The organism is Flavobacterium sangjuense, assembly GCF_004797125.1.
Classification (GTDB): domain Bacteria; phylum Bacteroidota; class Bacteroidia; order Flavobacteriales; family Flavobacteriaceae; genus Flavobacterium; species Flavobacterium sangjuense.
Genome location: NZ_CP038810.1, coordinates 1,007,379 through 1,034,243, shown reverse-complemented (window position 1 = coordinate 1,034,243; position 26,865 = coordinate 1,007,379). Strand labels below are relative to the sequence as shown.

Sequence of the window (26,865 nt, the reverse complement as noted above, 5' to 3'; positions counted from 1 at the left end):
TTCATTTTATAATTATTCCCTTAAGTATTTTGCTTTCTATTGTTTAATAATACGTTTCACAACATTGTTATTCCCATTAGTAACTCTAACTAAATATACACCAGCTTTTAAATTTTTTAAACTCAAAGTATGAATACTTCCCTCTACTTTATTTTTCAATATTAATTTCCCTGTAATATCATATAACTGAATTATTGATTCTTCTACAAATTCTTGAGCTATTTCAATAGTTAGTAAATTAGTAATTGGATTAGGATACAAATCAAATTTAAACGCCTGATTTACAGATTCCGCACCTAAACTTGTACAATCAAAAACATCCAAACGATCTAAATTTGCTGCACCGGAACTAGTTAGCGATACAAATCTTACTGTATTATTTCCCGCATTTAAGTTCAAACTAAAATTTGATTTATCCCAGGTTGTCCAGGCTCCAGTATAAGGAAAACTTAAGTTATTTACTTGCGTAACTCCATTAACAACGACACTTTGTGTACGATCAATTGCAGCCCCGTTACCATATCTAAAACTACAATCATATAAACCTGCGGAAGGGACATTAACGGTAATTTCGCACCATGCCCCAATAGCATTTGTTGTGTTTACAAATCCGGTTCCTGTATACCCCACATGATTACTATCAATAGTTCCTCCGGGACTCATGGTACCCGCTTCGGCTTGATATTGTACACTTGGACATATAATAGTGACCGTAATAGCACTACTAGCTGTAAGTCCTCCATCCATTGTTGTAGCAATAATATCAACAACACCTGGTGCTATTCCGGTAACTAAACCTGTGGAACTTACTGTAGCAATAGCAGTATTACCAGAAGACCATGTTACTGCTATATTCGTGGCATTTGAAGGAGTTACCGTTGCTATTAATTGAATAGTATCGCCCTCACGTATTGACCCAGTAGGTGGTGATACAGACACGCCTGTTACTGAAACTGGTAAAGAAGTAGCACAACCACATTGAGTTGGACTATCCATCGTTGGTCCTGCTCCACATTCACTATTTGTAACCACCGATTTTACATCATCAACCGGATTAATAGTATAGGCATAAGGAGGGATAAATGCGGTATATCCTCCAACACTTACTGAGTTTGTATTTCCGGTACAAGAAACAAATCTACAACCTATTGTAAAAATACCTGCTTCCGCTCCTGGCGTAATAAGGTCAACTGGAGTGTTTATACCTTCAAAATAACTGCCTTCTTCCCTTACATTAGACTTAAAACCAGCCCTTGCTCCACTAGAATTCGAATAATAACAATTTAATACATGTATCTTTCCGTATCTAGCTCGAGGTGTGCGAGAATTAACATCTTTCCACCAGCAATTTGCAAAAGTGATATTCAGTTTTTCCCAACTTTCAGGTTCAGTATCACTTGATCCTATAAGATTAGAAAAATTATGTGTTCCATCAGCCGAATAAGTAAATATACACCAAGTAACAGAAACATTATCTGAGCCTCTAACTACATCAAAATTTCCATCCTCACCATCCATAATTTTACAATGATCTACCCAAATTCTTTTAGAACCAGTAATATTAAATGCATCCCAATTCTGACTATCATTAGTATTACCTGGTCCTGAAATTGTTAAATTCCGAATAATTATATTACTTACACCATTAATTTGCCAAGAACAACGAACTGTTACTCCCCCATATCCAATTATTGTTTTATCTGATTTTATATAAAGTACATCCCCTGTAGTGCCTACATAACCGGCACCAACATCATTCAAAATATAAATGACTCTTGGCCCTATAGATTCCGCTGCTGTTTTTAAATCGGCAAAAGTAGTTACTTCAATTGGAGCGGTATTTCCACCACCTGTAGGAGCTCCAACATAGGTTTGACCATCATAATTTGCCCAACCAACAGAAGAACAGTCATCTTGTGCAATCATTGAAACTGAGAATGATAATACAAAACCCATTAATAATACTTTAATCGACTTCATCTTTATATAGAATTTAGGAATTTAGTTCAAATTTGTTCAGATTAAATTCTTCTTTTTGAACGAATTACTCCAAACATAATAATTTTTATTTACGGGCTACAAAAAAAGATAGAAAATAATAATCAAGATTATAGAAACAGTCTAAAAACCAGAAACTTTGAGGAGTCCAAACGTCTGGATTCAATTTGCTCTCTGATTTCTAATTCAACCTAAACTTTACCTGCATTTTCTCCAATTCAATCAACAATTCATTAGAAATTTTGATTTTCAATTTTCTGCTTGGCAGCGAAACTTTGGTCATAACCTGAATTTCTTCCTCAACAACCGGAACTTCTAACTCAATTCCCTCTAGGTTTTCAGCATCGAAATTTTCTTCGTCTAAGACTGCAATTTTCGGAACTATCTCTGGAATTACTTTCGTTTTATCGAATTCAACGATTTCAAAAGTTACCGTGTTATCACCTTTGTTTGATTGGAAAACCGCATTTAATTGCTCAATAGCATTTTTATGCAGCTCATTAATATCCATTTGAATACTCAGCTTTTTGGCAAACTGAGGCAACACATCCTGCAATTGTTTTACATCTGTAAATTGAATTCTTGGATCTGATTTTTTCCCGGTTTCGCGATTTACCCAGCCCTCTTTTATGGTTACTTTAAAATAAACAAATTGGTTGTTGACCAAAAAATGGCGGTACTTTAAATACTCTTCATCAAAAATTCGGAACTCGTGACTTTCATCATAACCTTCCAAAGTGAACATCGCCCAGTCTTTACCATTTTTGGCAGTTCTGTATTGCACATTAGTTACGATTCCGGCAAAGGTTAGTGTTTTGCCAATGTAGTCTCCAAGGTTTTTTAAATTTTCCAATTTACTGTTACAGAAATATTTCATTTCAAAACGGTAATCGTCAAGCGGATGACCTGAAATGTAAATTCCAACTACTTCTTTTTCTTTGGCTAATTTTTCCATTGTGTTCCATTCATCACACGGCGGAACAATTGGCTCGGCAATTTGAACATCGCTGCTTTCGCCAAACAAACTTACTTGTGATGAATTTTCATTCTCCTGGAATTTGGAACCATAACGAACCGCCTTTTCCAAAAATGTAATTCCTTCACCTTCAATATGGAAATATTGTGCACGATGTGTGTTTTGAAAACAATCAAATCCACCGGCAAGCGCCAGACTTTCAAATGCTTTTTTATTCGCAGCACGCAAATCTATTTTTTTGGCTAAATCAAATATCGATTTATAAGGTTCATCCTTTCTGTTTTGGACAATGGTATCCACAGCATTGGCACCAACACCTTTAACAGCGCCCATTCCGAAACGAACCGCATAGTTATCGTTTACCGTAAATTTATAAAACGACTCGTTCACATCTGGCCCAAGAACCTGCAATCCCATTCGCTTGCATTCCTCCATAAAGAATGAAACCTGCTTGATATCACTCATGTTATTGGATAAAACTGCCGCCATATATTCGGCAGGATAATTCGCTTTTAAATAAGCTGTTTGATAGGCAATCCAAGCGTAGCATGTCGAGTGCGATTTGTTGAAAGCATATTCGGCGAAAGCTTCCCAGTCTTTCCAGATTTTTTCTAATTTATCGGCTGAATGGCCTTTGGCTTCTGCCTGAGAAATGAATTTTGGCTTCATTTTATCCAAAACATCTTTCTGCTTTTTTCCCATTGCCTTACGCAAAACATCGGCATCACCTTTTGAGAAATCAGCTAACTTTTGTGACAAAAGCATTACCTGTTCCTGGTAAACTGTAATTCCGTAGGTTTCTTTCAGCAGTTCTTCACAAGCTTCAATATCGTATGTAATTTCTTCTTCTCCGTTTTTACGCTTGATAAAGCTCGGAATATAAGCAATTGGTCCCGGACGATAAAGCGCATTCATCGCAATCAAATCGCCAAAAACTGTTGGCTTCAGTTCCTTCATGTATTTCTGCATTCCGGCACTTTCATACTGGAAAATCCCAACTGTCTCGCCACGTTGAAAAAGCTCATACGTCTTTACATCATCAATTGGAAATTCATCCGGATTGAGGTCTTTTCCGGTTCTGTATTTTACTAATTTTACAGTATCTTTTATCAAGGTTAGGGTTTTCAATCCCAGGAAATCCATCTTTAATAATCCGGCGCTTTCTACGACTGAGTTATCAAATTGGGTAACATACAAATCCGAATCCTTGGCAGTTGCCACAGGTACAAAATTGGTAATGTCACTTGGCGTGATGATTACGCCACAAGCGTGAATCCCAGTATTTCTGAGGTTTCCTTCCAGAAATTTTGCCTGATTAATGGTGTCGGCACATAAATTCCCTTCTTTGGAAAGTGAAATTAATTCTTTGACTCTGTCAAATTCTTCAGGGCGTAATGCTTTTTTAACTGTTGCTTCGTCTTCGGATAAAAGTCGGGCCAAATTCCATTTGGATGGCATTAAACCCGGAATTAGTTTCGCCACTTTATCAGCTTCGAAAAGCGGTAAATCCATAACCCTTGCGGTGTCACGAATACTCGATTTGGTAGCCATTGTTCCGTAAGTGATAATTTGGGCAACTTGTTTCGAACCGTATTTCTGAATTACATAATCCATTACTTTGCTTCGTCCTTCATCATCAAAATCGATATCAATATCGGGAAGTGAAACCCTGTCCGGATTTAGGAAACGCTCAAAAAGCAAATTGTATAGCAACGGGTCGATGTTCGTAATTCCGAGACAATACGCCACTACAGAACCTGCTGCAGAACCACGACCCGGACCAACAGAAACATCCATTCTTCTCGCTTCGGCGATGAAATCCTGAACAATTAAAAAATAACCCGGATAACCTGAATTTTTAATCGTCAGTAATTCAAAATCGATGCGTTCTTTTATTTCCGGAGTGATTTCTGAATATCTTCTTTTCGCACCTTCATAAGTTAAATGGTGCAGGTATTTATTTTCACCACGTTTGCCACCATCAGTTGCATCTTCTTCAACTAAAAATTCATTTGGAATTTCAAATTTTGGAAGTAAAACATCACGTGACAAATCATAGATTTCAATTTTGTTGACGATTTCTTCCGTATTGGTAATCGCTTCAGGCAAATCGTGAAAGAGTTTTTTCATGGCTTCAGCCGATTTGAAATAATACTCCTGATTGTCTAATCCGTAGCGATAGCCTCGTCCACGACCAATTGGTGTTGACTGTTTTTCGCCATCGCGAACGCACAATAAAATATCATGTGCATTCGCATCTTCTTTATCAATATAGAAAACGTTATTGGTAGCAACCGTTTTTACATTGTGCTTTTTTGCCAGAGAAATCAATGAGGCATTTACACGATTTTCATCTTCCTGATTGTGCCGCATTAATTCCAAATAGAAATCATCTCCGAATTCCTGTTTCCACCAAAGCAAGGCTTCTTCGGCTTGGTTTTCTCCAATATTTAAAACTTTACTTGGGATTTCGCCATACAAATTTCCGGACAATACAATGATGTCTTCTTTGTATTCCTGAATGGCTTTTCTATCAATTCGCGGCACATAATAAAATCCTTCGGTATAAGCAATAGAAGATAATTTTGCCAGATTGTGATAACCCTTTTTGGTTTTGGCTAAGAAGACAATTTGGTAACCATTGTCTTTACGGGACTTATCTTTTAAATCATCACAAACGTAAAACTCACAGCCAACTATAGGTTTGATAATCGTTTCTGTTGGCGTTTCTCCGTTTTCTTCTGCTGTTTTATTTTTGGTTGCAGCCGATTTATTGTGGTATAAAATATCGCGAACAAAATGAAAAGCACCCATCAAATTGGCGTGATCCGTCATGGCAACGGCAGGCATTTTATTGGTTACAGCCGCTTTCACCAAATCGGCAACGCTGATTGTGGATTGCAATACCGAAAATTGTGTGTGATTGTGCAAATGAACAAAATCAACCTCTGCTAAAGTGTGATGAACGGGTTTCTCTTCATGAGTTGGCGTTGCAACTTCTTCTTTCTTTTGAAATTGTTTCCGAATTTCTTCAGAAGCTTGTTTCAGGTTGATATGTTTCAACCCAATAAGCTGAATTTCCTGCGGGTTATTTTTATTAAATCTGTCAAAATAATCGGCAGGAACATCTAATTCTTCTTTGGTAAAAACCTGTCTGTTGATTAATTCTAAGAAACAACGGGTCGTTGCCTCAACGTCAGCTGTTGCGTTATGCGCTTCAGAAAACGGAACTCCAAAAAGATATTGGTGTAACTCGGTTAAGGTTGGTAATTTGAATCTTCCGCCACGTCCGCCAGGTAATTTTAAAAGCGATGCTGTAACTTCAGTACACGTATCTAAAACGGGCATTGAACTCATAGTTGACTGCATTCCCATTCGGTGAAATTCGCAACCCATAATATTGACATCAAAGCCAACATTTTGTCCGACTATGAATTTTGATTTCGATAAAGCGATATTGAATTTTTCTAAAACTTCACTTAATTCTATTCCCTGTGCTTCGGCTAATTCGGTCGAAATTCCGTGAATTCTTTCAGCATCAAACGGGATATTAAAACCATTCGGTTTCACCAAATAATCCTGATGCTCAATAAGATTCCCTAACTCATCGTGCAACTGCCAGGCAATCTGGATGCATCTTGGCCAATTGTCAGTATCTGTAATTGGCGCCGCCCAATTTCTTGGTAAACCAGTTGTTTCGGTATCAAAAATTAAATACATAATGCCGTTGGGATTTTAAAAAAGTAATGTTTCAAAAATACATTTTAGCAGCCAAGAAATCAATTTTAGTTATCAACAAAAAAGCCACCTCAATTGAGATGGCTTCATTATTTATTATAGAGTGTAAACTAGTATCTTCCTCTGTCTCCACCACCGCGAGAGTTTCCACCACCGCTATAACCACCACCTGAACGGTTGTTATTGAATGATCTTCTTTCTCCTTCCGGTTTTGGCTCCGATTTGTTAACTACGATAGTACGTCCTTCAACTGTTGCACCGTTTAATTCGTCGATAGCTTTTTGAGCTTCGTCATCATTAGACATTTCAACAAAACCAAATCCTTTACTTCTTCCAGTAAATTTATCAGTAATAATTTTAACAGAGTCAACTGTTCCATAAGCCTCAAAAGACTCTCTTAAATCTGCTTCGTCAATACTGAACGGAAGACTTCCAACAAAAATATTCATATAATTTATTTAAAATTCGATTACAAATGTAGTTTAAAAAAAGTGTAAACCGCTATTAATTTGGACTTTATTATTTAATTAACAAAAAAACCATCCGAAGATGGTTTTAGTTATTTGTTATCCAGAATTATATTGATGGCCAAATCCGTATTTTATAGAATTCACCATGCTGGAAATTCAGTATTGGGTTGCCAGAACTTCCGTTTGAATTGGCTGCATTAAATTTAAATGTTCCTGAAATAGTGAAATTCACCTGATCGTATTCGGTAATTTTAATTTCACCATTACTGTTTTGAACATTCGTAACTCTAACTTTGCAATTAACATTTCCGCCGGCCACAGTAACTAAATCACCTGCCATATAGCCACTACCGCGAGAAGAAATAGTTACGGCAGTAACAACTCCTGAAGCATTGACAGTAGTATTAACTGTTAATCCGCTCCCTGTTCCTCCGGTTGTAGCAACAGCTGTTCCACTGCTATAGCCTGTTCCACCATTAGATATACTTACCATTCCCACAGGACCGGGAACTGCAATGGTTGCATACTCCAGTTCTATATCATTTAAGTTTGAAGAATAGGTTGCCGAATTATTAACATTTGTAGTACCTAAAATATAGGTGCCAACATTAGCGCTACTTGTGTTCAAAGTAACTGTTTCATATGCTGTAAGCGCTTCAATGCTTAATTTTCCTGATGCATCAACATAAGCTCTTGCGTCATTGGCTCTCCAAAAAACATCATCTTTTAACCCTTGAAAACCAGGATTATTAAATTTTACATCTTCTTGGCAAGAAGAAAAAGCCACAGCAATAATAAATAGGGACAAAAATCTTTTCATTTTTTCAATGTATTTCTCCACAAAAATAACTTTTTAATGTAAAAATGCTAACTAAATTCAAAAAAAATAATGTTAAAGTGCGAGGTGGGAGCTATTTAATATTTAAAAAGATGTGATTCGATTAGTTTGTTTTCAAAAAAAAGTTATCTTTGCACCCTTAAAAATAACGAGGTCGTGTACCTCAAATTAATCAAAAAGATTATGTCAGTAAAAATTAGATTACAAAGACACGGTAAAAAACAAAAACCTTTTTACTGGATTGTAGCAGCAGATGCTAGATCAAAAAGAGATGGTAAATACCTTGAAAAATTAGGAACTTACAATCCAAACACCAATCCTGCAACTATTGATTTAAACCTTGACCAAGCGGTTCAATGGTTACACAATGGAGCACAACCAACTGATACTGCAAGAGCTATCCTTTCTTACAAAGGTGCTTTGATGAAACATCACCTTGATGGTGGCGTTCGTAAAGGAGCTTTAACGCAAGAGCAAGCTGATGCTAAATTAGCTACATGGTTGGAAGAAAAAGCCGGAAAAGTAAACACCAAAAAAGAAGGTTTATCAAAAGCACAAGCTGCTGCTAAAGCGAAAGCTTTAAAAGCTGAAAAAGAAGCTAATGATAAACGTGCTGCTGCCGCTGTTGAAGCTGCAAAAGTAGTAGAAGAAGAAGTTGCTGAAGAAACTGCAGTTGAGGCTGTAGCTGATGAAGCTCCGGAAGCTGTTGCTGAAGTTGCTGTTGAAGAAACTGCTACTGAAGTAGCTACAGAAGAAGTTGTTGCTGAAGAAGCTCCAGCTGCTGAAGTTGCTGTTGAGGAAACTCCGGAAGTTGTTGCTGAAGTTGCAACTGAAGAAGCTCCTGCTGCAGAAGAAACTAATGAAGAAAAAGAAGCATAATACTTCAGGCAATTATGCGTAAAGAAGATTGTTTCTATTTAGGTAAGATTGCAAAAAAATTTAGTTTCAAAGGGGAAGTACTTATCTATTTGGATACAGACGAACCCGAATTATATGAAAATATGGAATCAGTATTTGTTGAGTTCAACAAAAATCTGGTTCCATTTTTTATTGAAAACGGTTCACTGCACAAAAATGATTTTCTTCGTGTGCAATTTGAAGATGTTGATACCGAAGCTGAAGCAGACACGCTTTTAGGATGCGAAGTTTACCTTCCTTTATCTATGTTGCCAAAACTTGAAGGAAACCAGTTTTATTTTCATGAAGTCATTGGGTTTGAAATTGAAGACAAACGCTTGGGTGTATTCGGAAAAATCGTATCCATTAACGACACTACTGCCCAACCTTTATTTGAAGTTGTAAACGGAAGTGTTGAAATTCTTATCCCGATGATTGACCAATTTCTGGTAAAAATTGACCGCGAGAACAAAAAAGTCGTGATGGATTTACCGGAAGGCTTGGTTGAAATGTATCTTTAGGAGCTATTTCCTGCTGTCCGTTATATCTTTTGTTTTGCGCTTCGACAAGCTCAGCATGACAAAACAAAAGGATGCCACTACCATCAGGGCTAGGCAATCAATTATCAATTAGAAAATGTTCCAATTCAAAAAATTTACCGTTCAACAAGACAAATGTGCAATGAAAATTGGCACCGATGGTGTTTTGCTTGGTGCTTGGTGCCCAATTGATAATCATCCTTTTTCCATTTTGGATATTGGTGCCGGAACCGGCATTTTATCCTTGATGTTAGCGCAACGAAGTTCAGCCGAGCAAATTGACGCTATCGAAATTGACGAGAATGCTTTCGAACAATGCGTAGAAAATTTTGAAACTTCACCCTGGGGCGACAGACTGTTTTGTTTTCATGCCGGTTTGGACGAATTTATGGATGAACCTGAAGAGCAGTACGACATTATTATTTCCAATCCGCCATTTTATACTGAAGATTATAAAACCGAAAATGAACAACGGGATTTAGCTCGATTTGCAGAGGCGATGCCTTTTGAAGATTTAGTTGAAGCCGCTCATTTATTACTTTCAGAAAACGGAATCTTCTCGGTTATTATTCCGTTTAAAGAAGAAGAGAAATTCATCTCTTTAGCCAACCATTTCGAATTATATCCTTTTAAAATTACTCGTGTAAAAGGAACACCAACTACCGAAATCAAGAGAAGTTTGCTCGCTTTTTCCAGAATTAAAAAAGAACCTTCAATTGACGAATTGATTATTGAAACTGCACGTCATCAATATACCGAAGACTACATTGCCTTGACTAAGGATTTTTATTTAAAGATGTAAGTTTAACTTTCGCATTCCAACTTTAACAAACTATTCTGAATTTAAGTGAAGGGATTTGACTAATTTTAATATTTAATGTCAATCCTATATTTAAATGCCATGTCAAAAATTATTTCCATATTATTTTTATCGCTTTCAATTGTCTGCTTTTCTCAAGATCAAAAACTCATCCATGGTAAAGTTTCCTATCAGGATAGTTATCAGAAAAACGTAGAAGTAATCAACTTTACCACCCGAAAACTCACCCAAACCAATACCTTAGGCGAGTTTAAAATTGAAGCTAAAGTTAACGATATCCTTATTTTTATGTCTGATAATTTTGCCGATCAGCAATATACCCTAACCGCGAAAGACTTTGAAAAAAATTCTCTTTTTATTAAACTAATTGAGAAACCTGTACCATTGGAAGAAGTTGTGATACGGCAGATTAAAGCTATAAAACTTGAATCCACTTCTTATAATGGCATAAAGATGGCGCAACTGGAAAATCAACAATCAAACCCGGTAAATAAAGACATTTATACAGGAGAAATACCATTAGGGATGGATTTTATCCAGATTGGGAAAATGATTGGGAAATTATTTAAAAGTAAAAACCCAAAACCCAAAACTCCTGAAGAAAAAATAAGCTTTAAGGAATATGCCAAAGCTAATTTTGATGAATCCTTTTTTTCTAAAACGCTCGGGCTACAAAAAGAAGAGGTTCCCAAATTTATTGCGTATTGCGATGCCGATTCACAATCAAAAACGGTAATCGAAAAAGATGAATTAACTATTTTGGAATTTCTACTTACCAAAAAAGCCGAATTTAAAAAATAAAATAGTTTTACTTTAAATACAACTCTAGCCCTGATTCCTTCGGCAGTCGCTTCGATCATGTGTAGCGATAGTCCGTAACGCAGTGAGGACAATAGCGAATAGCAGGTTCCTGACTCCTTAAATTCACATCAAATACATTAAATTTTGTGGCTTTGCGACTTTGCGAGAAATTATTTTATGGCTCGCAAAGACGAGAAGACGCAAAGCATGCGATAACCAAAAATTATAACAATTGTTGATTGAGATTTTAATTAAGATTATGTAGCTTTGCAAACGTTTTCGTAAACCAACATTTTATAAAATGAAACCAGATTTATTTCAAGCTCCGGATTACTACAATTTAGATGATTTATTAACGGAAGAACACAAATTAGTGCGTGATTCGGCTCGTGCATGGGTAAAACGCGAAGTGTCTCCAATCATTGAAGACTATGCGCAACGCGCGGAATTTCCGAAGCAAATCATCAAAGGTTTGGGTGAAATTGGTGGATTTGGGCCTTACATTCCTGAAGAATATGGCGGTGCTGGTTTGGATCAGATTTCGTATGGTTTGATTATGCAGGAAATTGAAAGAGGAGATTCTGGTGTGCGTTCTACCTCATCGGTACAATCGTCATTGGTAATGTATCCTATTTGGAAATTCGGAACCGAAGAACAACGTCAAAAATATTTACCAAAATTAGCCACTGGAGAATTTATGGGATGTTTCGGATTAACCGAGCCAGACCACGGTTCAAACCCTTCCGGGATGACAACCAATTACAAAGATATGGGCAATCATTATTTGTTAAATGGTGCTAAAATGTGGATTTCAAATGCGCCATTTGCAGATATTGCAGTGGTTTGGGCAAAAAATGAAGAAGGAAGAATTCACGGTTTGATTGTTGAGCGCGGTATGGAAGGATTTACAACTCCGGAAACCCATAACAAATGGTCACTTCGTGCTTCGGCAACCGGGGAATTGATTTTTGACAACGTAAAAGTCCCAAAAGAAAACCTTATGCCGGGGAAATCCGGATTGGGTGCACCAATGCAGTGTTTGGATTCCGCTCGTTACGGAATTGCCTGGGGCGCAATTGGAGCAGCAATGGATTGTTATGACACGGCTTTGCGTTATGCAAAAGAAAGAATTCAGTTTGGCAAACCTATAGCCTCATTTCAATTACAACAAAAGAAATTGGCTGAAATGATTACCGAAATCACTAAAGCGCAATTACTAACCTGGAGACTTGGTGTTTTGAGAAACGAAGGAAAAGCAACAACAGCTCAAATCTCGATGGCAAAAAGAAATAACGTTGACATGGCAATTCATATTGCCCGTGAAGCACGTCAAATGCTAGGTGGAATGGGAATCACCGGAGAATATTCAATCATGCGTCACAGCATGAACTTAGAATCTGTAATTACTTATGAAGGCACTCACGATATTCATTTGTTGATTACCGGTGCGGATATTACAGGAATTCCGGCTTTCAAATAAGATTAAACAATAGATAAAATTGATACAAAATGCTTCTCATTTACGGGAAGCATTTTTACTTTTACGGAGTTTCAACCAGAGGCCTTTGTCCGAACTGACCGAAGATAAATCCTTTCTGTTATTGTAACCGTATATATTTTAAAAATCAGCTATGAACATTTCTATCATCAACCAGAAAATCCAATTACAAAAAGATATTTTATTGCAGCATCCGCTTTACGAAAAAGTAAAGACGATAGATGATTTGCATCAGTTTTTGGAATGTCATGTCTATGCCGTTTGGGATTTTATGTCGTTACTTAAGGCTTTACAAAACAAACTTACCTGCACAACAACTCCATGGTTTGCTTCCCAAAATCCGGAAACACGTTATTTAATAAATGAAATTGTCTTGGCTGAAGAAAGTGATTTGACTATGGACGGAAAACGTTTAAGCCATTTTGAAATGTATGTAGACGCTATGAAAGATTGTGGTGCCCAAACTGCAGAATTAGAATCTTTTTTGGAAAATATAAATGATACCAAAAATGTATTTATCGCCATAAAAAAAAGTGATTTACATCCAAAAATAAAAGCTTTTTTAGACTTCACTTTTCGTATTATCGAAGAAGGGAAAACACATAGAATCGCCTCTGCATTTACCTTTGGAAGAGAAGATTTGATTCCGAATATGTTTACTGAAATCCTAAAAAGTTTCCAGCAGAATTTGCCTGAAACTGATTTGTCAAAACTGATTTATTATTTTGAAAGACATATCGAATTAGATGCCGACGAACATGGTCCGATGGCAATGCAAATGATTACAGAACTTTGTAGAGAAGATGAGCACAAATGGAAAGAAGTTGAAGAAGTCTCCATTTTGGCTCTTGAAAAAAGAATCGGGCTTTGGGATGCTATAGAAGAAAAAATTGAAGCAAAATTAGAGTTAGCATAACTTATGAAACTCATTCTAAAAATAGTATTTCTCAGCATAATTGGACTATTTTTTCAAAGTTGCAGCACTGACAGTGCCATTGTAATTTCTCCAAAAAACTACAAATACTTAGCACTTGGTGACAGTTATACTATTGGTCAGAGCGTATGCGAAACCTGTCGCTTTCCAGTGCAGTTAAAAGACAGTATTGGGAAATATTTAAATACAAACGACACTTTTCAGGTCAAAATTATTGCAACAACAGGCTGGACAACAACCAATTTAAAATCGGCAATTGCTGCTGAAAATCCAACCAATGATTATGATTTGGTGACCCTTTTAATTGGTGTTAACAATCAATACCAGCACAAACCTTTCAGTCTATACGAACAAGAATTTCCAGAGTTGGTAAACACTGCGATTCAAAAAGCAAAAGGGGATAAAAATAATGTGATTGTCGTTTCGATTCCGGATTATGCTTTTACCCCTTTCGGAAATGGGAATACAACAATTTCGACTGAGATAGACAACTATAATGCGTTTGCCGAAAATTACTGCAACGCTAATGCTATAACCTTTATCAATATTACTGATATTACAAGATTAGGATTAGTTCAACGAGAATTAGTGGCTAATGATGGCTTACATCCTTCGTCAATAGCTTATGCAAAATTTGTTGAGCGTCTTTTACCCGCAGCCAGAACTAAAATCGCTGATTAATCTAAAATTAATCATGGTTCATCTCATTTATTATTTCATTAAAAAATATTCTTTTATATTTGGTTGAATTAAGTTTGTTATAACCTATAAACCATCATAGATGAAAGCCATCCGAATAATTCTTTTATTATTTATAATACAACCTACATTTTCACAAAGTAATTGGCCATCTGTTGCTTGGAACTCTGCCACTAATTTAACAGCTACAATGAGTTCATCAGGAATTGATGAAGCTAGTGGATTGTATTGGAATAAGGATACGAATCGTTTGTATCTGGTTCAGAATAGTGGTCGCGTTAGAATATTACAGTATAATTCGGGTACAAATTCCTTTTCCCAAATTGGTAACAAATCTATTTCAGGTGGACCGGAAGGAATTACGATGGCAAATAATACTGAGAATGCATTTTATACTATTGATGAAAATAATTATGAAATCAGAAAATATACGCACACGAGTGATTTTGGGACAGTTACTCAATCCAAAAGCTGGGATTTATTACAATCTCCATCAACAATGACTGACACAGGAAATACCGGACCCGAAGGCATTTGTTTTATTGCCGATACTTTTTTGACACATGCAAATTTTATCAGTCAGACAACCGGTTTACCTTATGTTTCACAAAAAGGAATGGGCGGATTATTATTTATCGCACATCAAAATGGAGGCTATGTATGGGTTTTTGATGTCAATCCAAACGTTAATAATGATTTTGCCTTTGTTGGAAAATACAAAACAAACAGAAGCGAAAGTTGTGATTTGTCATTTGATGGATCAACCGGATTATTGTATATTTTGCATAATACCGGCGACAATACTCTTGAAGCTGTAACGTTGGCTTCTTCAATAGTCAGCTCAGAACGAAAATTAAACATGACTAATGAGTATTTTCTTCCTGCTCCATCCGGAAATACAAATATTGAAGGTTTTGCCATTACGGAAAATTGTCCTTCGAGCAATACAGTCAGTGCGTGGGTTTGCAGAGATGCATCAAGTTCGGAAAGCAGTACAATATTAACCGATGCACTGCGATGGTTTTCACCGGTAACAACTGGTTTCGATTGTAATTCACTTGCAACAGCTCAAAATCAGTATGGTAAAACAGTTAGTGTTTATCCAAATCCGGTTGGGAACATTTTACAAATTCAGGCGGCTAATTTTATGGGAGCAAAATTCGACATCTACAATGTTCTAGGCGAAAAAATTATGACTCAATCCAATTCAGGAACAGCTATAGATGTGTCAAATTTAAAGCAGGGATTTTATTTCTTATTTTTATCTAACGATAACGAAACCGCTAAAATAACTTTCATCAAAAAATAGGTTTTAGGCTTTATTGCTCAGGAGCAATTTCTATTTCCAATCCATCTATGGCTTCTGTTATTGGTATTTGACAACCCAAGCGGCTGTTTTCTTTGACGTGATACGCTTCCCAAAGCATGGCTTCTTCATCGGGATTTCTTTCCAATGAAATAACTTCATTCAAAACATAACACTGACACGAGGCACACATTGCCATACCACCACAAATACCAATAGTTCCTTCTTCGGCAAGTTCATAGGCACGAATAAGTTCCATGATATTCATGTTCATATCTGTTGGTGCCTGCACTTCGTGAGTCACACCATTACGGTCGGTAATTTTTATGGTTACGTCTTGTGACATTTAGTCTATCGATTTTACTACAGCTTTTTCAGCTTCCTTTCGTGTTCCGTCAAAACCATCAACTCCGGAAACAGTAGTGTATTTCAACACATATTTTTTTCCTGGATTAATTCGGTTGTATACACTTTGGCACATTAAGGTCGCCTCGTGGAAACCACACAAAATAAGCTTTAATTTTCCTGGATACGTATTCACATCGCCAATGGCATAAATCCCATCGATGTTGGTTTGATAATCTAAAGCATTGTTTACTTTAATAGCATTTTTTTCTATTTCTAAACCCCAATTCGCTATTGCGCCAAGCTTTGGTGTTAATCCAAAAAGCGGAATAAAATAGTCCGTAACCACATTCATACGAGCTCCGTTGATTTCAATGTCAACCGATTCAATCCGTTCCGAACCTTTGAAACCAATAACTTCGGCTGGTGTTACTAATTTGATTTTTCCTGAATCTTTCAATTCCTGCACTTTTTCTACTGAGTCTAAAGCGCCACGAAATTCATTTCTTCGGTGAACCAAAGTCACGGAAGCTGCCACATTAGAAAGGAAAATACTCCAATCCAGCGCCGAATCGCCACCACCTGAAATCACAACATTTTTGTCTCTGTATTTTTCCGGATCTTTTATAAAATAATCTACACCTCTATCGTTTTGTTCGTAGAATTCTAAATCCTTAAGAATAGGTTTTCTTGGCTCAAAAGTTCCCAATCCACCAGCAATAGCAACCGCTTTGGCGTGATGTTTTGTCCCTTTATTAGTGATAACGATGAAAGTTCCGTCTTCTAACTTCTCAATAGTTTCGGCTGTTTCTCCTAATGTAAATCCAGGTTGGAATTGTTTAATTTGTTCCATTAAATTGGAAACCAAATCTCCGGCTAAAACTTCAGGGAAACCCGGAATATCATAGATGGGTTTTTTTGGATATAATTCGGAAAGCTGCCCGCCAATTTGTGGCAAAGCGTCAATAAGATGGCATTTAAGTTTTAATAATCCCGCTTCAAAAACAGCAAAAAGTCCTGTTGGTCCGGCTCCGATTATTAGTATATCTGTTTCGATCATTTTTCTTTAAGTTGCAGAGTCGCAAAGTTGCAAAATTGCAAAGTCATAACTCATGATTTTTATCATAAACTACGCGATATTTACAACTGTTTCTATTTGCGGTGCGTACTTTTTAATAGTAGTTTCCACTCCGGCTTTCATCGTGCTCATGCTCAAACTACATCCAGTGCATGCTCCTTCGAGACGCACTTTTACGTGTTTTTCATCTTCGATAGAAACCAATTTGATATCACCACCATCTGAATTCAGAAATGGTCTGATTTCGTCTAACGCCTTTTCGATGTTTAAGGTTAATTCTTCTGTGTTCATCTTATTTCCCTTTAACGGCTGAGCAACCAGCCATAGTTGTTATTTTGATTGCTTCTGTTGGTGGTAAACTTTCGTTTCTGTTTACCGTTTCCTGAACCACATTTCTTGTAATTTCTTCAAAAACTCTTTCGATTACCGATGCGGTTTGCAAGGCTGCAGGGCGACCATAATCTCCGGCTTCGCGTATGCTTTGCACTAACGGAACTTCACCTAAAAAAGGCACTTGTAAATCTTCAGCCAGGTTTTTGGCTCCTTCTTTTCCGAAGATGTAATATTTATTATTTGGCAATTCTTCAGGAGTGAAGTAGGCCATATTTTCTATGATTCCCAAAACCGGAACGTTGATGCTGTCTGATAAAAACATCGAAACTCCTTTTTTGGCATCAGCCAAAGCAACGGCTTGTGGTGTACTCACAACAACAGCTCCTGTAATTGGCAACGATTGCATGATTGACAAATGAATATCGCCTGTTCCCGGTGGTAAATCGATTAGCATGAAATCCAATTGTCCCCAGTCAGCGTCAAATATCATTTGGTTTAAAGCTTTGGATGCCATTGGTCCACGCCAAATAACAGCCTGGCTTGGCGCCGTAAAGAATCCTATTGAAAGAATTTTTATCTCATAGCTTTCTACAGGTTTCATTTTTGATTTGCCGTCAACCTCAACCGAAATTGGTTTTTCATTTTCCACATCAAACATGATTGGCATACTTGGCCCGTAAATATCAGCATCTAAAACCCCGACTTTGAAACCCATTTTGGCTAAAGTCACTGCTAAATTTGCCGTTACCGTTGATTTACCAACACCGCCTTTTCCTGAAGCTACAGCAATGATACTGCTGATTCCCGGAATTGCTTTTCCTTTGATTTCGTTCGGATTTTGAGTTGGCGCTTCCACTTTGATATTCACTTTCACCACAGCGTCAGGTGAAAATTTTTCGTGGATTAACTTTTTAATATCGTCTTCTGCACGTTTTTTAATGTGCATCGCAGGTGTTGCAATGACTAATTCAACCACCACTTCGTTGCCAAAAGTCAGTACGTTTTTTACCGCACCGCTTTCAACCATATTTTTTCCTTCGCCGGCAATGGTTATTGTTTCCAATGCTGAAAGGATTTCTTTTCTGTCTAATTTCATAATTAATCGCTTCAGTTACTTTTATTTAAACTGAATATAGATTGCAAAGATAGGTTGAAAATAGTTAAAAGGAAAAAGCGAAAAGAGAAAAGTTTTTATGCTTTGATAATTATCTTTTATGGCCAATTATTGTTGGTCTTTCAAAAAGACAAGGGACAAATATTCATCAATCAGATAGCTACTTCCATTGCGCCATGTCCAAATAATGGTATTTTTGGCATAAGACCTATCAAACTGTGTCCTATTGATTTGCCCAACAATCTCGTTTGAATAATAAATGTGTTTCCCCATTTTTACCTTTACACGAAGCTTTGTCTTAAAGTTTCCATGGTATTTTATGATTGATACGACATTATATTTCTGAGGCAAATGTTTATGAAAGAATGGGCTTGGCAAGCACGATGGTGCATCTGAAAAAAATTCGATTGGCTTCCATTTGCCATCAATGTCTTTTGCTTCCTGTATCAATTTGATGTGATAAGTGTAAGCTGTCTTTTTACTATTGTTGTAAATAAGCAATGGATAGCATTCTACAAAGGTTTTCGGAAGCTTGAAGATATTATCGTAAAAGCTGTTTATTATTTCGCTTGATCTTTTTATCTGGTCGCTTGTTGGTGCTTTCCCTTTTATTAAACCATTGCGCATCCAAAAATCATCCGGAATTGGAATGCTCTTGTATTCAAATCCTTTCCCTGAAATTGTATAGGAAGTATCGATTATAATCCTGAAATCATAGCGCGGAAGTATTGTTTCAAACTTCATTGTCGTGAGGTAATTTTCCGGAATATTATTCTCACGCTTAAGCAAAGCAGCAGTATCAGTGCTGATATTATATGCCAAATCCCTATAACCGTTATCCATGCACATATGCAGCATGGTTTTAGTATTCACCTGAACAGGGTTTTCAATATCCGGTCCGATAATATTTGGATATTGAGAGTGGCTTTCCTTTTTAGAACAAAAAGAAAACAACAGAATAAAGAATATGGCGAAAAGCTTTTTCATTTATTTAGTGATTTCTGGCTGCCAAAAATGCTTTTCAAAATCAACGATTTGATTATCGATTACTTTGATGCCCTCGTTTTCTAATAATTGCTGCATCAAATTGGTTCCGTCAAAATGATGTTTTCCCGATAGCAAGCCTTTTCTGTTGACCACTCGATGCGCCGGGACGTCTTCCATATTGTGCGATGCATTCATTGCCCAGCCAACCATTCGCGCAGAGCGTGCTGTTCCTAAAGCTTTGGCAATAGCACCATAAGAAGTTACTTTACCTTCCGGAATTTGGCGTGCGATGGCATAAACCCGTTCAAAAAAATTAGCTTCCATTAGTTATACAGCAATTTTAAAAGTGTCACAACAGCCATAAAAGTAGTTACCGAGCCGATGATAGTATTGATGTTTCGCATCAGGAATTCAGTCTTCTTTTCAATTTTTTTAAAGGCTACGATGTAGATGTAAAAAACAGTAAACGAGCCACAGACAACGCCAATCACAAAAGATGAAACCGGAATTTTATCAAAACTAAAATAGCCCGAGGCTGACAAACTCATGCTCGCAAAAACATAGAATGGAATGGGTAATAAATTCAAAGTTGATAACAGCATTCCCAAAAAGAAACGGTTCGATTTTCCTTTGACTGTGCTGTCTGTTTTGATTTTCTTTGGTTTTTTGGCAATCCAGAAAAAATAGATACTTAGCAATGTAAAAACAAAAATGCCAATTTCCTGAAGTGTGGAAACAATTTCCTGATGAACGCTGATAAATCGGGCAAATAATACCGCGATAAAAGTTTGAAAAAATATGATTACCGCTGCGCCAACAGCAAAACTTAAAGCTTCATTTTTACCTTCCTGCGTACTGATTTTTGCTGCTGTCATATTGATTAAACCCGGAAGAATAACCGCCAGAAAAGCAATGCAAAACCCTAAAACAAGTGGTAAAAAAAACTGCATTTATTTGATTTTGAAACGAATATACGTAATTGCCTTGTTGATTTCCAAATATTGATTTTCGTAAAATGTCTGAATCGCTGTCACCGCTTCAGGGGCACCTTCATTTTTGTACACATTATGGTTGGCATACAATACTTCGTGACCTTCGCCATGCAACAATCCAAGCGTATAACCGTGCATGAATTCGCTATCTGTTTTAAGGTTTACTACTCCGTCAGGTTTCAGGATTCTCTTGTACAACTGCAAAAATTCCGAATTAGTCATTCGGTGTTTGGTGCGTTTGTATTTGATTTGCGGATCGGGGAAAGTAATCCAGATTTCATCTACTTCATTTTCGGCAAAAATAAAATTGATTAACTCAATTTGTGTTCGGACAAAAGCCACATTGCGCATTCCGCCATCAACAGCTGTTTTAGCGCCGCGCCAAAAACGGGCACCTTTTATATCGATTCCGACAAAGTTTTTATCAGGATAACGTTCGGCCAAGCCAACAGAATACTCGCCTTTGCCACAACCCAGTTCAATAATTATTGGATTGTCATTTTTGAAAAAATCCTGATTCCATTTTCCTTTTAATGCAAAATCTCCACCTACAACTTCTTCTCTTGTTGGTTGAAAAACGTTTTCAAAAGTTTCATTTTCCTTAAACCGCTTTAATTTATTCTTACTTCCCACAAACTTAATTTTTTGGTAAAATTAAGGAAATATAAACTATTCAAAATCTTTTTTACTTTGCAATGTTAAAACCGTAATTTCACTACTTGGAAAATTCGAAAAAAAATATTCTAGTTGCTCCGCTAAATTGGGGTTTAGGTCACGCTACACGCTGTATTCCGATTATTCGTGAGTTAGAGAAAAATGGTTTTACACCAATTTTGGCTTCCGATGGCGTGGCTTTGCAGCTGCTTCAAAAGGAATTTCCGCATTTACAATCGTTGGAATTGCCTTCTTATGAAATTGAGTATGCCAAAAATGGCGCCGATTTCAAATGGAAACTGATTAAGAACAGTCCAAAAATGATCGAAGCGATTTTTGCCGAAAAAAAACTGGTCAAAAAATGGATTACCGAATATGATATCCAAGGCATTATTTCCGACAATCGTTTGGGCGTTTACAGCAAAAAGATTCCAAGTGTTTTTATGACACATCAACTGAATGTTTTGTCGGGAAAAACGACCTGGATTTCGAGCAAACTGCACCAACATTTTATCAAAAAATTTACAGAATGCTGGATTCCGGATATAAAAGAAAACCCTAACCTGACCGGAAAACTTGGACATTTAAAAAACAGTTCGCTAAATCTGAAATATCTTGGTCCGTTGAGCCGATTGGAGAAAAAGGATTTGCCAATTAAATACGATTTGATGGTTATGCTTTCCGGACCGGAACCACAGCGGACTTTTTTGGAAGAAAAACTCATCAAGGAAATTCAATCATTTGACGGAAAAGTACTTTTCATCAAAGGAAAAATTGAATCTGTACAAAAAACAACCCAAGACGGAAATGTGACGTATTACAATTTTATGACTTCTTCAGAAATCGAAACCGCTTTTAACGAAAGTGAAACGGTACTTTGTCGTTCGGGTTATACTACAGTTATGGATTTGGCAAAGCTGCAGAAGAGGGCTTTTTTTATACCAACGCCGGGACAATTTGAGCAAGAATATCTGGCAAAAAGATTAAAGCGAAATGGCTTTATTCCTTATGCGAAACAAGATGATTTTATAATAGAAAATTTACTGGAAGTTACCTTATACGGAGGTTTGCCGCAACTTAAAAAGGAAATCGACTGGAAACAATTATTGGTGCTTTTCGAGCGTGAATGAAAATTCAGAACCTTTCCTGAATTCGCTCTCCACATAGATTTTTTCGCCGTGTGCTTCAATAATATGCTTTACAATTGAAAGTCCGAGACCGGAACCGCCTTCGCTTCTTGCACCGCTTTTGTCCACTCTGAAAAATCGTTCGAACAATCTGGGAATGTATTGCTTTTCAATTCCTTCACCATTATCGCGGACGCGGACGATTATTTTTTCGTTAACCAAATCTTCAATGGTGACTTCAGTCGTGCCGTTTTCTTTTCCGTATTTTATTGAATTCATTATCAGATTTGAAAGCACTTGTTGAATTTTTTCCTGATCGGCAAAAACGTTTATTGCCTTGTTGTACTTCCTGTCAAACATGAGAATGATGTTCTTTTTGTCTGCCGTCATTTCGAGCAAATCGAAAACACTCTGCACTAAATCAACAATGTTAAACTTCTTCAATTCAAGGTTTACATCGCCCATTTCGAGTTTGGATATCATATCTAAATCTTCAACAATATAGACCAATCTTTCTACTCCTTTTTCGGCTCTCTCCAAATATTTCTTGCGTATTTTTTTGTCATCCATTGCGCCATCAAGCAAGGTGGACAAGTAACCTTGTACTGTAAACAATGGCGTTTTAAGTTCATGCGAAACATTACCAAGAAATTCTCTTCGGTATTCTTCACGCACTTTTAAAGTTTCGATTTCGAGTTTTTTATCGGTGGCAAACTTTTTAACCTGCTTGGTCAAAGTTTCCATATCAGTTGTGATAGGCTGATTTCGGAAAGATGTAGATTCTAAAAGCGACACATCATCGTAGATTTTTTTTACTCTTCGATAAATAAATCGCTCAACACGATATTGGATAACAAAAAAGGAGAAAAGTGCTATTGAAACTGCAAAAACGAGTACAATTGGCAAAGAAAATTCATTAAAGAACCATAACAAAATAGCAAGAAAACCTGTAGAAAAAGCAGTGATATACGACGTTGAAATTAAAGCAAACGTATAGGTTTTCTTGAAATTTATTTTCATTTACACTTCTAATTTATAGCCAACACCTTTGATGGTTTTGAATAAATCTTCACCAATTTTTTCGCGAAGTTTTCTAATGTGAACATCGATAGTTCTTCCGCCAACGATGACTTCATTGCCCCAGACTTTATCCAGAATTTCTTCGCGTTTGAATACTTTTCCCGGTTTGGAAGCCAAAAGATAAAACAATTCAAACTCTTTTCGTGGCAATACAATTTCTTTTCCTTCTTTGATGATTTTATATTCTTCTCTGTTGATTTCGATGCCGCCAACATTGAGTGTTTCTGAAGTGTGCTCGTCACTTTTTAAACGACGAAGTAAGGCTTTGACTTTGCTTACCAATAATTTTGGTTTGATTGGTTTGGTGATATAATCATCCGCACCGGCTTCAAATCCGGCAACTTGTGAATAATCTTCGCTTCGTGCCGTTAAAAAAGTAATGATGACATTACTTAATTCAGGTAGTTTTCGAATGTTTTCGCAGGCTTCCATTCCATCCATTTCGGGCATCATCACATCCATAATGATGAGTTGTGGCAACTCTTTTTTGGCTTTGGTTATTGCCTCTTTCCCGTTGGTAGCGGTTACAATTTGATAACCTTCCTGAGAAAGATTATATCCTACAATCTCTAGGATATCCTGCTCATCATCTACCAGTAAAATCTTAATGTCTTTCTTTTTCATATATGTTGACACAATTGTTTTTGTGGATGTAAATGTAAAGATAATACAAAATGAATTGATAAATGAAACGGGAGTTAACCGTAATTTAATATGTTAACAATTTGGTAATGCTTAAAGAACAAAATGGTAATAATGGAGTAACACGACCTTTACATTGCGGTGGTTTCTTTGCACCAAAATTAAACACAACTGAAATGAAATTTAAATTAATTGTTACTTTTTTACTTATAACTGTTCTGGGTTTTGCACAAAATAAAGGAACTATTACAGGAACATTAACGGATAAAGATTTAAATAATGAAACGCTTCCTTTTGCCAATGTGGTGTTAAAAGGAACCACCATCGGGGTAACTACAGATGAAACCGGGAAATATACGATTAGTGTTGATGCCGGAAGTTATACCATTCAATTTAGCTTTTTGGGTTATGAAACTATAGAAGAAAAAATTGAAGTGAAAGCCGGAGAAACCATAACCCTTAACAAAGCACTTGGTTCGGGAAGTTATCAATTGAAAGATGTGGTAATTCAAAACACTGCAAGCCGTGAAAAAGAAACTGCTTTGTTATTGGAACAGAAAAAAGCAGTAGAAATCAAACAAAGTATTGGTGCTCAGGAAATGTCGAGAAAAGGGGTTTCAACTGTTGAAGAAGGGTTGACCAAAATCTCAGGAATTACCAAAGTAGAATCAAAAGGTTTATTCATCCGAGGATTGGAAGATCGTTATAATAGTTTGCTAATTAATGGATTGGCAGTTCCGTCTAACAGCCCATTCAAAAAAATAATTCCGTTAGATCAGTTTCCAACAGATGTGGTTGGTTATATGGATGTTTATAAAACCTTCAATCCTGATATTTATGGTGATTTTGCCGGTGCCACTATTGATGTTATTACGAGTCAAACTCAGGAAAGTCAGACCAAGTTAAGCTATGGCGTAGGTTATACAACTAATAATAACGGTAGTGATTTTTTACTTTCTACTGATGCAGATAACACCAAAAGCTTTTTTGGTTTTGGCGGACAAGAACGTCAATTGCCTGCTGGTTATGGTGCTATTCCCAACGGGAGAATTGATAACGACTATAAATCGAGTTGGAATGTTAAAAAAACTACGGCACCTTTAAACACTAGTTTCGGTCTTAGTCATACAGGAAAATTTTATTTGGGTAAGGAAAAAAATAAATTGATCTATACATTCGCAACTAATTTTGACAACAGTTATCAAATACGAAAAGGAGTTGACAGAACATTTTCACAAGGTCAAGGTATTTACGATAATAATCTTGTAAAAGAGGAATTCAAATTTCAGACACAATCTTCTGTATTGGTTGGTTTACAGTACAAAACTGACCGTTTCAAATTACTATACAACACCTTGTACTTAAAGTCAACTGAAAATCTTATACAAGACCAAGTTGGTTACACCAGAACTGCTGTAGACAATCCGAATGAATTTATTCGATTAAACCAATACGAGCAATCGGATTATTTTGCCAATCAATTTTTTGGAAATTACAAAATAACAAGTGACGACAAGCATTCAGTAAAAGGTGGTTTGTCTTTCACCCGAACCAAATACAGTCAACCGGATAGAAAATTTATCACCGGAACAAAAATCAGCGAAACTGAAATCAACACCCAATACGGAAGTAACAACTTATTGCGTCAGTTTTTCAACATCGACAACAATTACCATATGTCCGGTAATTTAGAATACAACTATAAATTCGGGGAAAATGAAGACAGAAAGCACAAATTCTCGTTTGGATATAATGGTTTTGCCGAATACATGGTGTCAAAATTCCGATTTACTTTTGGTGTGCCAAATTCTGGTGCGACGCCATATAATGTGGTTGTAAATGAAATTGACCAAGCAATTCAGGATGATATAGCTGCCAACTTTCTTTCATTTACAGAACAATCTTCTGCCGAATGGAAAACCAAAGTATTGCAAAGAGCCGATGCTTTATACACTAAATTTCTATATCATTTTTCTGAAAAACTGGAGTTAAACCTTGGTCTTAGAGCCGAGAATACTTTACGTGAATACAAATACAAATCGATCGTAGATCCAATCAACAATCCATACAGAAAAAAGACCACTGAGAATTTATACATTTTACCTTCTGTCAATGTTAAGTATGTTCTTAATGACAAAAGTAATCTTCGTTTAGCTGCCTCAAAAACCTACACCAAACCGGTGCTTTTTGAAAGTTTGGATATCAACTTAATCAACGCTGATGGTACAACCGAAAGAGGTAATTCTGATATTGAGAACAGTGAAAATTACAATATTGATTTGAAATTTGAATTTTTTCCAACCAAAAACGAATTATTTGCCGCTACATTATTCACTAAATACATAGACAATCCGATAGAAAGAACCGTTCAGGCAAGTGCTACAGGAAGCGGTCAAACCATAACCTATTTCAACAATAAAAGCGCTACACTTTTTGGTGCTGAATTCGAATTCCTTCTGCAATTAAGTCGTTTAAACAAAAATCTTGAAGGTTTTTCATTTGGAACCAATACTTCATTGATGATTACTGAAGCCAGAGTTAACAAAAATCGTGTTGGCTATTTTGACACTTTTGAAAAAAGGAAACTACAAGGTGCATCAGGTTGGTTGGTTAATTCCGATTTGAAATATGAATTCCTTTTAAATCCAAAATGGAAAAACACAGCTTCATTGGTATACAATGTTTATGGCGAAAGAATTTATGCAGTTGGTGTTGCAGGTAACGATCATATTTATGAAAAACCGTTTCACAAACTGGATTTTGTCTGGGGAAGTAATATCAATAAAAAATGGGACATTAAGTTCTCCATTGACAATATTTTGAACCCAACTTACAAAAGAGAATTAGGTGACAAAAGCAAGATTAGTATAGACGAATCTTCACTCCTTTTGGAAAGCTACAAAAGAGGTGTCGGATTCTCAACAAGTCTATCTTACACATTCTAAAAAAATAAAAAGAGCTCTTAGGAGCTCTTTTGTTTATAATTAAGAAACATTGAT

Annotated in this window: 23 protein-coding genes and 1 pseudogene; 10 read left to right on the top strand and 14 right to left on the bottom strand. The window is 36.5% G+C overall.

Going from position 1 to position 26,865, the window contains the following annotated elements; translation table 11 throughout:
- Positions 1 to 36: 36 nt before the first annotated feature.
- The 4 genes from GS03_RS04580 to GS03_RS04565 all read right to left on the bottom strand — a co-directional run bounded on the left by GS03_RS04580 (position 37) and on the right by GS03_RS04565 (position 8,002).
- Entirely contained in the window at positions 37 to 1,980 is a 1,944-nt protein-coding gene (locus GS03_RS04580; RefSeq protein ID WP_136151389.1) for a pectate lyase family protein, read from the bottom strand.
- Positions 1,981 to 2,179: 199 nt separating this feature from the next.
- A complete protein-coding gene (gene dnaE, locus GS03_RS04575) occupies positions 2,180 to 6,694 on the bottom strand; it encodes a DNA polymerase III subunit alpha (protein ID WP_136151388.1) in 4,515 nt (1,504 codons plus the stop codon).
- 128 nt (positions 6,695 to 6,822) lie between these two features.
- Positions 6,823 to 7,161, bottom strand: coding sequence for an RNA recognition motif domain-containing protein (locus tag GS03_RS04570; RefSeq protein WP_136151387.1), 339 nt, complete (start codon positions 7,159 to 7,161; stop codon positions 6,823 to 6,825).
- 127 nt (positions 7,162 to 7,288) lie between these two features.
- Positions 7,289 to 8,002 (bottom strand): DUF6252 family protein, encoded by a 714-nt coding sequence (locus GS03_RS04565; protein WP_136151386.1) that lies wholly within the window; start codon positions 8,000 to 8,002, stop codon positions 7,289 to 7,291.
- Positions 8,003 to 8,203: 201 nt separating this feature from the next.
- Here GS03_RS04565 and GS03_RS04560 point away from each other — a divergent pair.
- The 8 genes and pseudogenes from GS03_RS04560 to GS03_RS04525 form a co-directional block, all read left to right on the top strand.
- A pseudogene (locus GS03_RS04560) lies at positions 8,204 to 8,752 on the top strand (30S ribosomal protein S16); the annotation flags it as partial.
- A 161-nt stretch (positions 8,753 to 8,913) separates the two neighbouring features.
- Entirely contained in the window at positions 8,914 to 9,438 is a 525-nt protein-coding gene (rimM, locus tag GS03_RS04555; protein ID WP_136151384.1) for a ribosome maturation factor RimM, read from the top strand.
- Positions 9,439 to 9,553: 115 nt separating this feature from the next.
- The gene (locus tag GS03_RS04550) at positions 9,554 to 10,258 is read left to right on the top strand and encodes a tRNA1(Val) (adenine(37)-N6)-methyltransferase (RefSeq protein ID WP_136151383.1); all 705 of its coding nucleotides are present in this window, start codon (positions 9,554 to 9,556) and stop codon (positions 10,256 to 10,258) included.
- A 99-nt stretch (positions 10,259 to 10,357) separates the two neighbouring features.
- On the top strand, positions 10,358 to 11,077 hold the full coding sequence (locus GS03_RS04545; protein WP_136151382.1) for a hypothetical protein: 720 nt from the start codon (positions 10,358 to 10,360) through the stop codon (positions 11,075 to 11,077).
- A gap of 301 nt (positions 11,078 to 11,378) precedes the next feature.
- The gene (locus tag GS03_RS04540; RefSeq protein WP_136151381.1) at positions 11,379 to 12,557 is read left to right on the top strand and encodes an acyl-CoA dehydrogenase family protein; all 1,179 of its coding nucleotides are present in this window, start codon (positions 11,379 to 11,381) and stop codon (positions 12,555 to 12,557) included.
- 151 nt (positions 12,558 to 12,708) lie between these two features.
- Positions 12,709 to 13,491 (top strand): DUF3050 domain-containing protein, encoded by a 783-nt coding sequence (locus tag GS03_RS04535; RefSeq protein ID WP_136151380.1) that lies wholly within the window; start codon positions 12,709 to 12,711, stop codon positions 13,489 to 13,491.
- A gap of 3 nt (positions 13,492 to 13,494) precedes the next feature.
- A complete protein-coding gene (locus tag GS03_RS04530; protein WP_136151379.1) occupies positions 13,495 to 14,190 on the top strand; it encodes an SGNH/GDSL hydrolase family protein in 696 nt (231 codons plus the stop codon).
- A 100-nt stretch (positions 14,191 to 14,290) separates the two neighbouring features.
- Positions 14,291 to 15,517: a T9SS type A sorting domain-containing protein gene (locus GS03_RS04525; protein ID WP_136151378.1), complete on the top strand. Its 1,227-nt coding sequence runs from the start codon at positions 14,291 to 14,293 to the stop codon at positions 15,515 to 15,517.
- A gap of 10 nt (positions 15,518 to 15,527) precedes the next feature.
- Here GS03_RS04525 and GS03_RS04520 read toward each other — a convergent pair whose 3' ends face one another.
- From GS03_RS04520 to trmB, 8 genes are all read right to left on the bottom strand, one after another.
- Positions 15,528 to 15,860 (bottom strand): 2Fe-2S iron-sulfur cluster-binding family protein, encoded by a 333-nt coding sequence (locus GS03_RS04520; protein ID WP_136151377.1) that lies wholly within the window; start codon positions 15,858 to 15,860, stop codon positions 15,528 to 15,530.
- Positions 15,861 to 16,919: an NAD(P)/FAD-dependent oxidoreductase gene (locus GS03_RS04515; protein WP_136151376.1), complete on the bottom strand. Its 1,059-nt coding sequence runs from the start codon at positions 16,917 to 16,919 to the stop codon at positions 15,861 to 15,863.
- Positions 16,920 to 16,988: 69 nt separating this feature from the next.
- Positions 16,989 to 17,228, bottom strand: a complete 240-nt coding sequence (locus GS03_RS04510) for a NifU family protein (RefSeq protein WP_136151375.1) — start codon at positions 17,226 to 17,228, stop codon at positions 16,989 to 16,991.
- Between the two features lies 1 nt (position 17,229).
- Positions 17,230 to 18,366, bottom strand: coding sequence for an Mrp/NBP35 family ATP-binding protein (locus GS03_RS04505; protein WP_168710265.1), 1,137 nt, complete (start codon positions 18,364 to 18,366; stop codon positions 17,230 to 17,232).
- 126 nt (positions 18,367 to 18,492) lie between these two features.
- Positions 18,493 to 19,371 (bottom strand): hypothetical protein, encoded by an 879-nt coding sequence (locus GS03_RS04500; protein WP_136151373.1) that lies wholly within the window; start codon positions 19,369 to 19,371, stop codon positions 18,493 to 18,495.
- A complete protein-coding gene (locus GS03_RS04495) occupies positions 19,372 to 19,695 on the bottom strand; it encodes an MGMT family protein (RefSeq protein ID WP_136151372.1) in 324 nt (107 codons plus the stop codon).
- A complete protein-coding gene (locus GS03_RS04490) occupies positions 19,695 to 20,321 on the bottom strand; it encodes a LysE family transporter (RefSeq protein ID WP_136151371.1) in 627 nt (208 codons plus the stop codon). Before GS03_RS04490 ends, GS03_RS04495 begins: the two co-directional genes overlap by 1 nt.
- On the bottom strand, positions 20,322 to 20,996 hold the full coding sequence (gene trmB, locus GS03_RS04485) for a tRNA (guanosine(46)-N7)-methyltransferase TrmB (RefSeq protein WP_136151370.1): 675 nt from the start codon (positions 20,994 to 20,996) through the stop codon (positions 20,322 to 20,324). It lies immediately after the preceding gene.
- Positions 20,997 to 21,082: 86 nt separating this feature from the next.
- Here trmB and GS03_RS04480 point away from each other — a divergent pair, with 86 nt between their 5' ends.
- Positions 21,083 to 22,147 carry a UDP-N-acetylglucosamine--N-acetylmuramyl-(pentapeptide) pyrophosphoryl-undecaprenol N-acetylglucosamine transferase gene (locus GS03_RS04480; protein WP_136151369.1) on the top strand — a complete coding sequence of 355 codons (1,065 nt, stop codon included), beginning with the start codon at positions 21,083 to 21,085 and terminating at the stop codon, positions 22,145 to 22,147.
- Here the strand turns inward: GS03_RS04480 and GS03_RS04475 are convergent.
- Together GS03_RS04475 and GS03_RS04470 are read right to left on the bottom strand one after the other, a co-directional pair.
- Positions 22,121 to 23,164 carry a sensor histidine kinase gene (locus GS03_RS04475; protein ID WP_136151368.1) on the bottom strand — a complete coding sequence of 348 codons (1,044 nt, stop codon included), beginning with the start codon at positions 23,162 to 23,164 and terminating at the stop codon, positions 22,121 to 22,123. The two genes, GS03_RS04480 and GS03_RS04475, sit on opposite strands and share 27 nt — an antisense overlap.
- Positions 23,165 to 23,848: a response regulator transcription factor gene (locus GS03_RS04470; protein ID WP_136151367.1), complete on the bottom strand. Its 684-nt coding sequence runs from the start codon at positions 23,846 to 23,848 to the stop codon at positions 23,165 to 23,167.
- Positions 23,849 to 23,955: 107 nt separating this feature from the next.
- Between GS03_RS04470 and GS03_RS04465 the strand changes: the two genes are divergently transcribed.
- Entirely contained in the window at positions 23,956 to 26,811 is a 2,856-nt protein-coding gene (locus tag GS03_RS04465; RefSeq protein WP_246034177.1) for a TonB-dependent receptor, read from the top strand.
- Positions 26,812 to 26,865: the final 54 nt, after the last annotated feature.

What these genes read in the sequence shown, in the direction of transcription:
- GS03_RS04490 (WP_136151371.1), bottom strand. Translation starts at nt 20,321, where the DNA reads ATGCAGTTTTTTTTACCACTTGTTTTAGGGTTTTGCATTGCTTTTCTG.
- GS03_RS04535 (WP_136151380.1), top strand. Translation starts at nt 12,709, where the DNA reads ATGAACATTTCTATCATCAACCAGAAAATCCAATTACAAAAAGATATT.
- GS03_RS04545 (WP_136151382.1), top strand. Translation starts at nt 10,358, where the DNA reads ATGTCAAAAATTATTTCCATATTATTTTTATCGCTTTCAATTGTCTGC.
- GS03_RS04550 (WP_136151383.1), top strand. Translation starts at nt 9,554, where the DNA reads ATGTTCCAATTCAAAAAATTTACCGTTCAACAAGACAAATGTGCAATG.
- GS03_RS04520 (WP_136151377.1), bottom strand. Translation starts at nt 15,860, where the DNA reads ATGTCACAAGACGTAACCATAAAAATTACCGACCGTAATGGTGTGACT.
- GS03_RS04505 (WP_168710265.1), bottom strand. Translation starts at nt 18,366, where the DNA reads ATGAAATTAGACAGAAAAGAAATCCTTTCAGCATTGGAAACAATAACC.
- GS03_RS04500 (WP_136151373.1), bottom strand. Translation starts at nt 19,371, where the DNA reads ATGAAAAAGCTTTTCGCCATATTCTTTATTCTGTTGTTTTCTTTTTGT.
- GS03_RS04495 (WP_136151372.1), bottom strand. Translation starts at nt 19,695, where the DNA reads ATGGAAGCTAATTTTTTTGAACGGGTTTATGCCATCGCACGCCAAATT.
- GS03_RS04525 (WP_136151378.1), top strand. Translation starts at nt 14,291, where the DNA reads ATGAAAGCCATCCGAATAATTCTTTTATTATTTATAATACAACCTACA.
- GS03_RS04570 (WP_136151387.1), bottom strand. Translation starts at nt 7,161, where the DNA reads ATGAATATTTTTGTTGGAAGTCTTCCGTTCAGTATTGACGAAGCAGAT.
- GS03_RS04565 (WP_136151386.1), bottom strand. Translation starts at nt 8,002, where the DNA reads ATGAAAAGATTTTTGTCCCTATTTATTATTGCTGTGGCTTTTTCTTCT.
- GS03_RS04510 (WP_136151375.1), bottom strand. Translation starts at nt 17,228, where the DNA reads ATGAACACAGAAGAATTAACCTTAAACATCGAAAAGGCGTTAGACGAA.
- rimM (WP_136151384.1), top strand. Translation starts at nt 8,914, where the DNA reads ATGCGTAAAGAAGATTGTTTCTATTTAGGTAAGATTGCAAAAAAATTT.
- GS03_RS04470 (WP_136151367.1), bottom strand. Translation starts at nt 23,848, where the DNA reads ATGAAAAAGAAAGACATTAAGATTTTACTGGTAGATGATGAGCAGGAT.
- GS03_RS04540 (WP_136151381.1), top strand. Translation starts at nt 11,379, where the DNA reads ATGAAACCAGATTTATTTCAAGCTCCGGATTACTACAATTTAGATGAT.
- dnaE (WP_136151388.1), bottom strand. Translation starts at nt 6,694, where the DNA reads ATGTATTTAATTTTTGATACCGAAACAACTGGTTTACCAAGAAATTGG.
- GS03_RS04465 (WP_246034177.1), top strand. Translation starts at nt 23,956, where the DNA reads ATGCTTAAAGAACAAAATGGTAATAATGGAGTAACACGACCTTTACAT.
- GS03_RS04515 (WP_136151376.1), bottom strand. Translation starts at nt 16,919, where the DNA reads ATGATCGAAACAGATATACTAATAATCGGAGCCGGACCAACAGGACTT.
- GS03_RS04475 (WP_136151368.1), bottom strand. Translation starts at nt 23,164, where the DNA reads ATGAAAATAAATTTCAAGAAAACCTATACGTTTGCTTTAATTTCAACG.
- GS03_RS04580 (WP_136151389.1), bottom strand. Translation starts at nt 1,980, where the DNA reads ATGAAGTCGATTAAAGTATTATTAATGGGTTTTGTATTATCATTCTCA.
- GS03_RS04530 (WP_136151379.1), top strand. Translation starts at nt 13,495, where the DNA reads ATGAAACTCATTCTAAAAATAGTATTTCTCAGCATAATTGGACTATTT.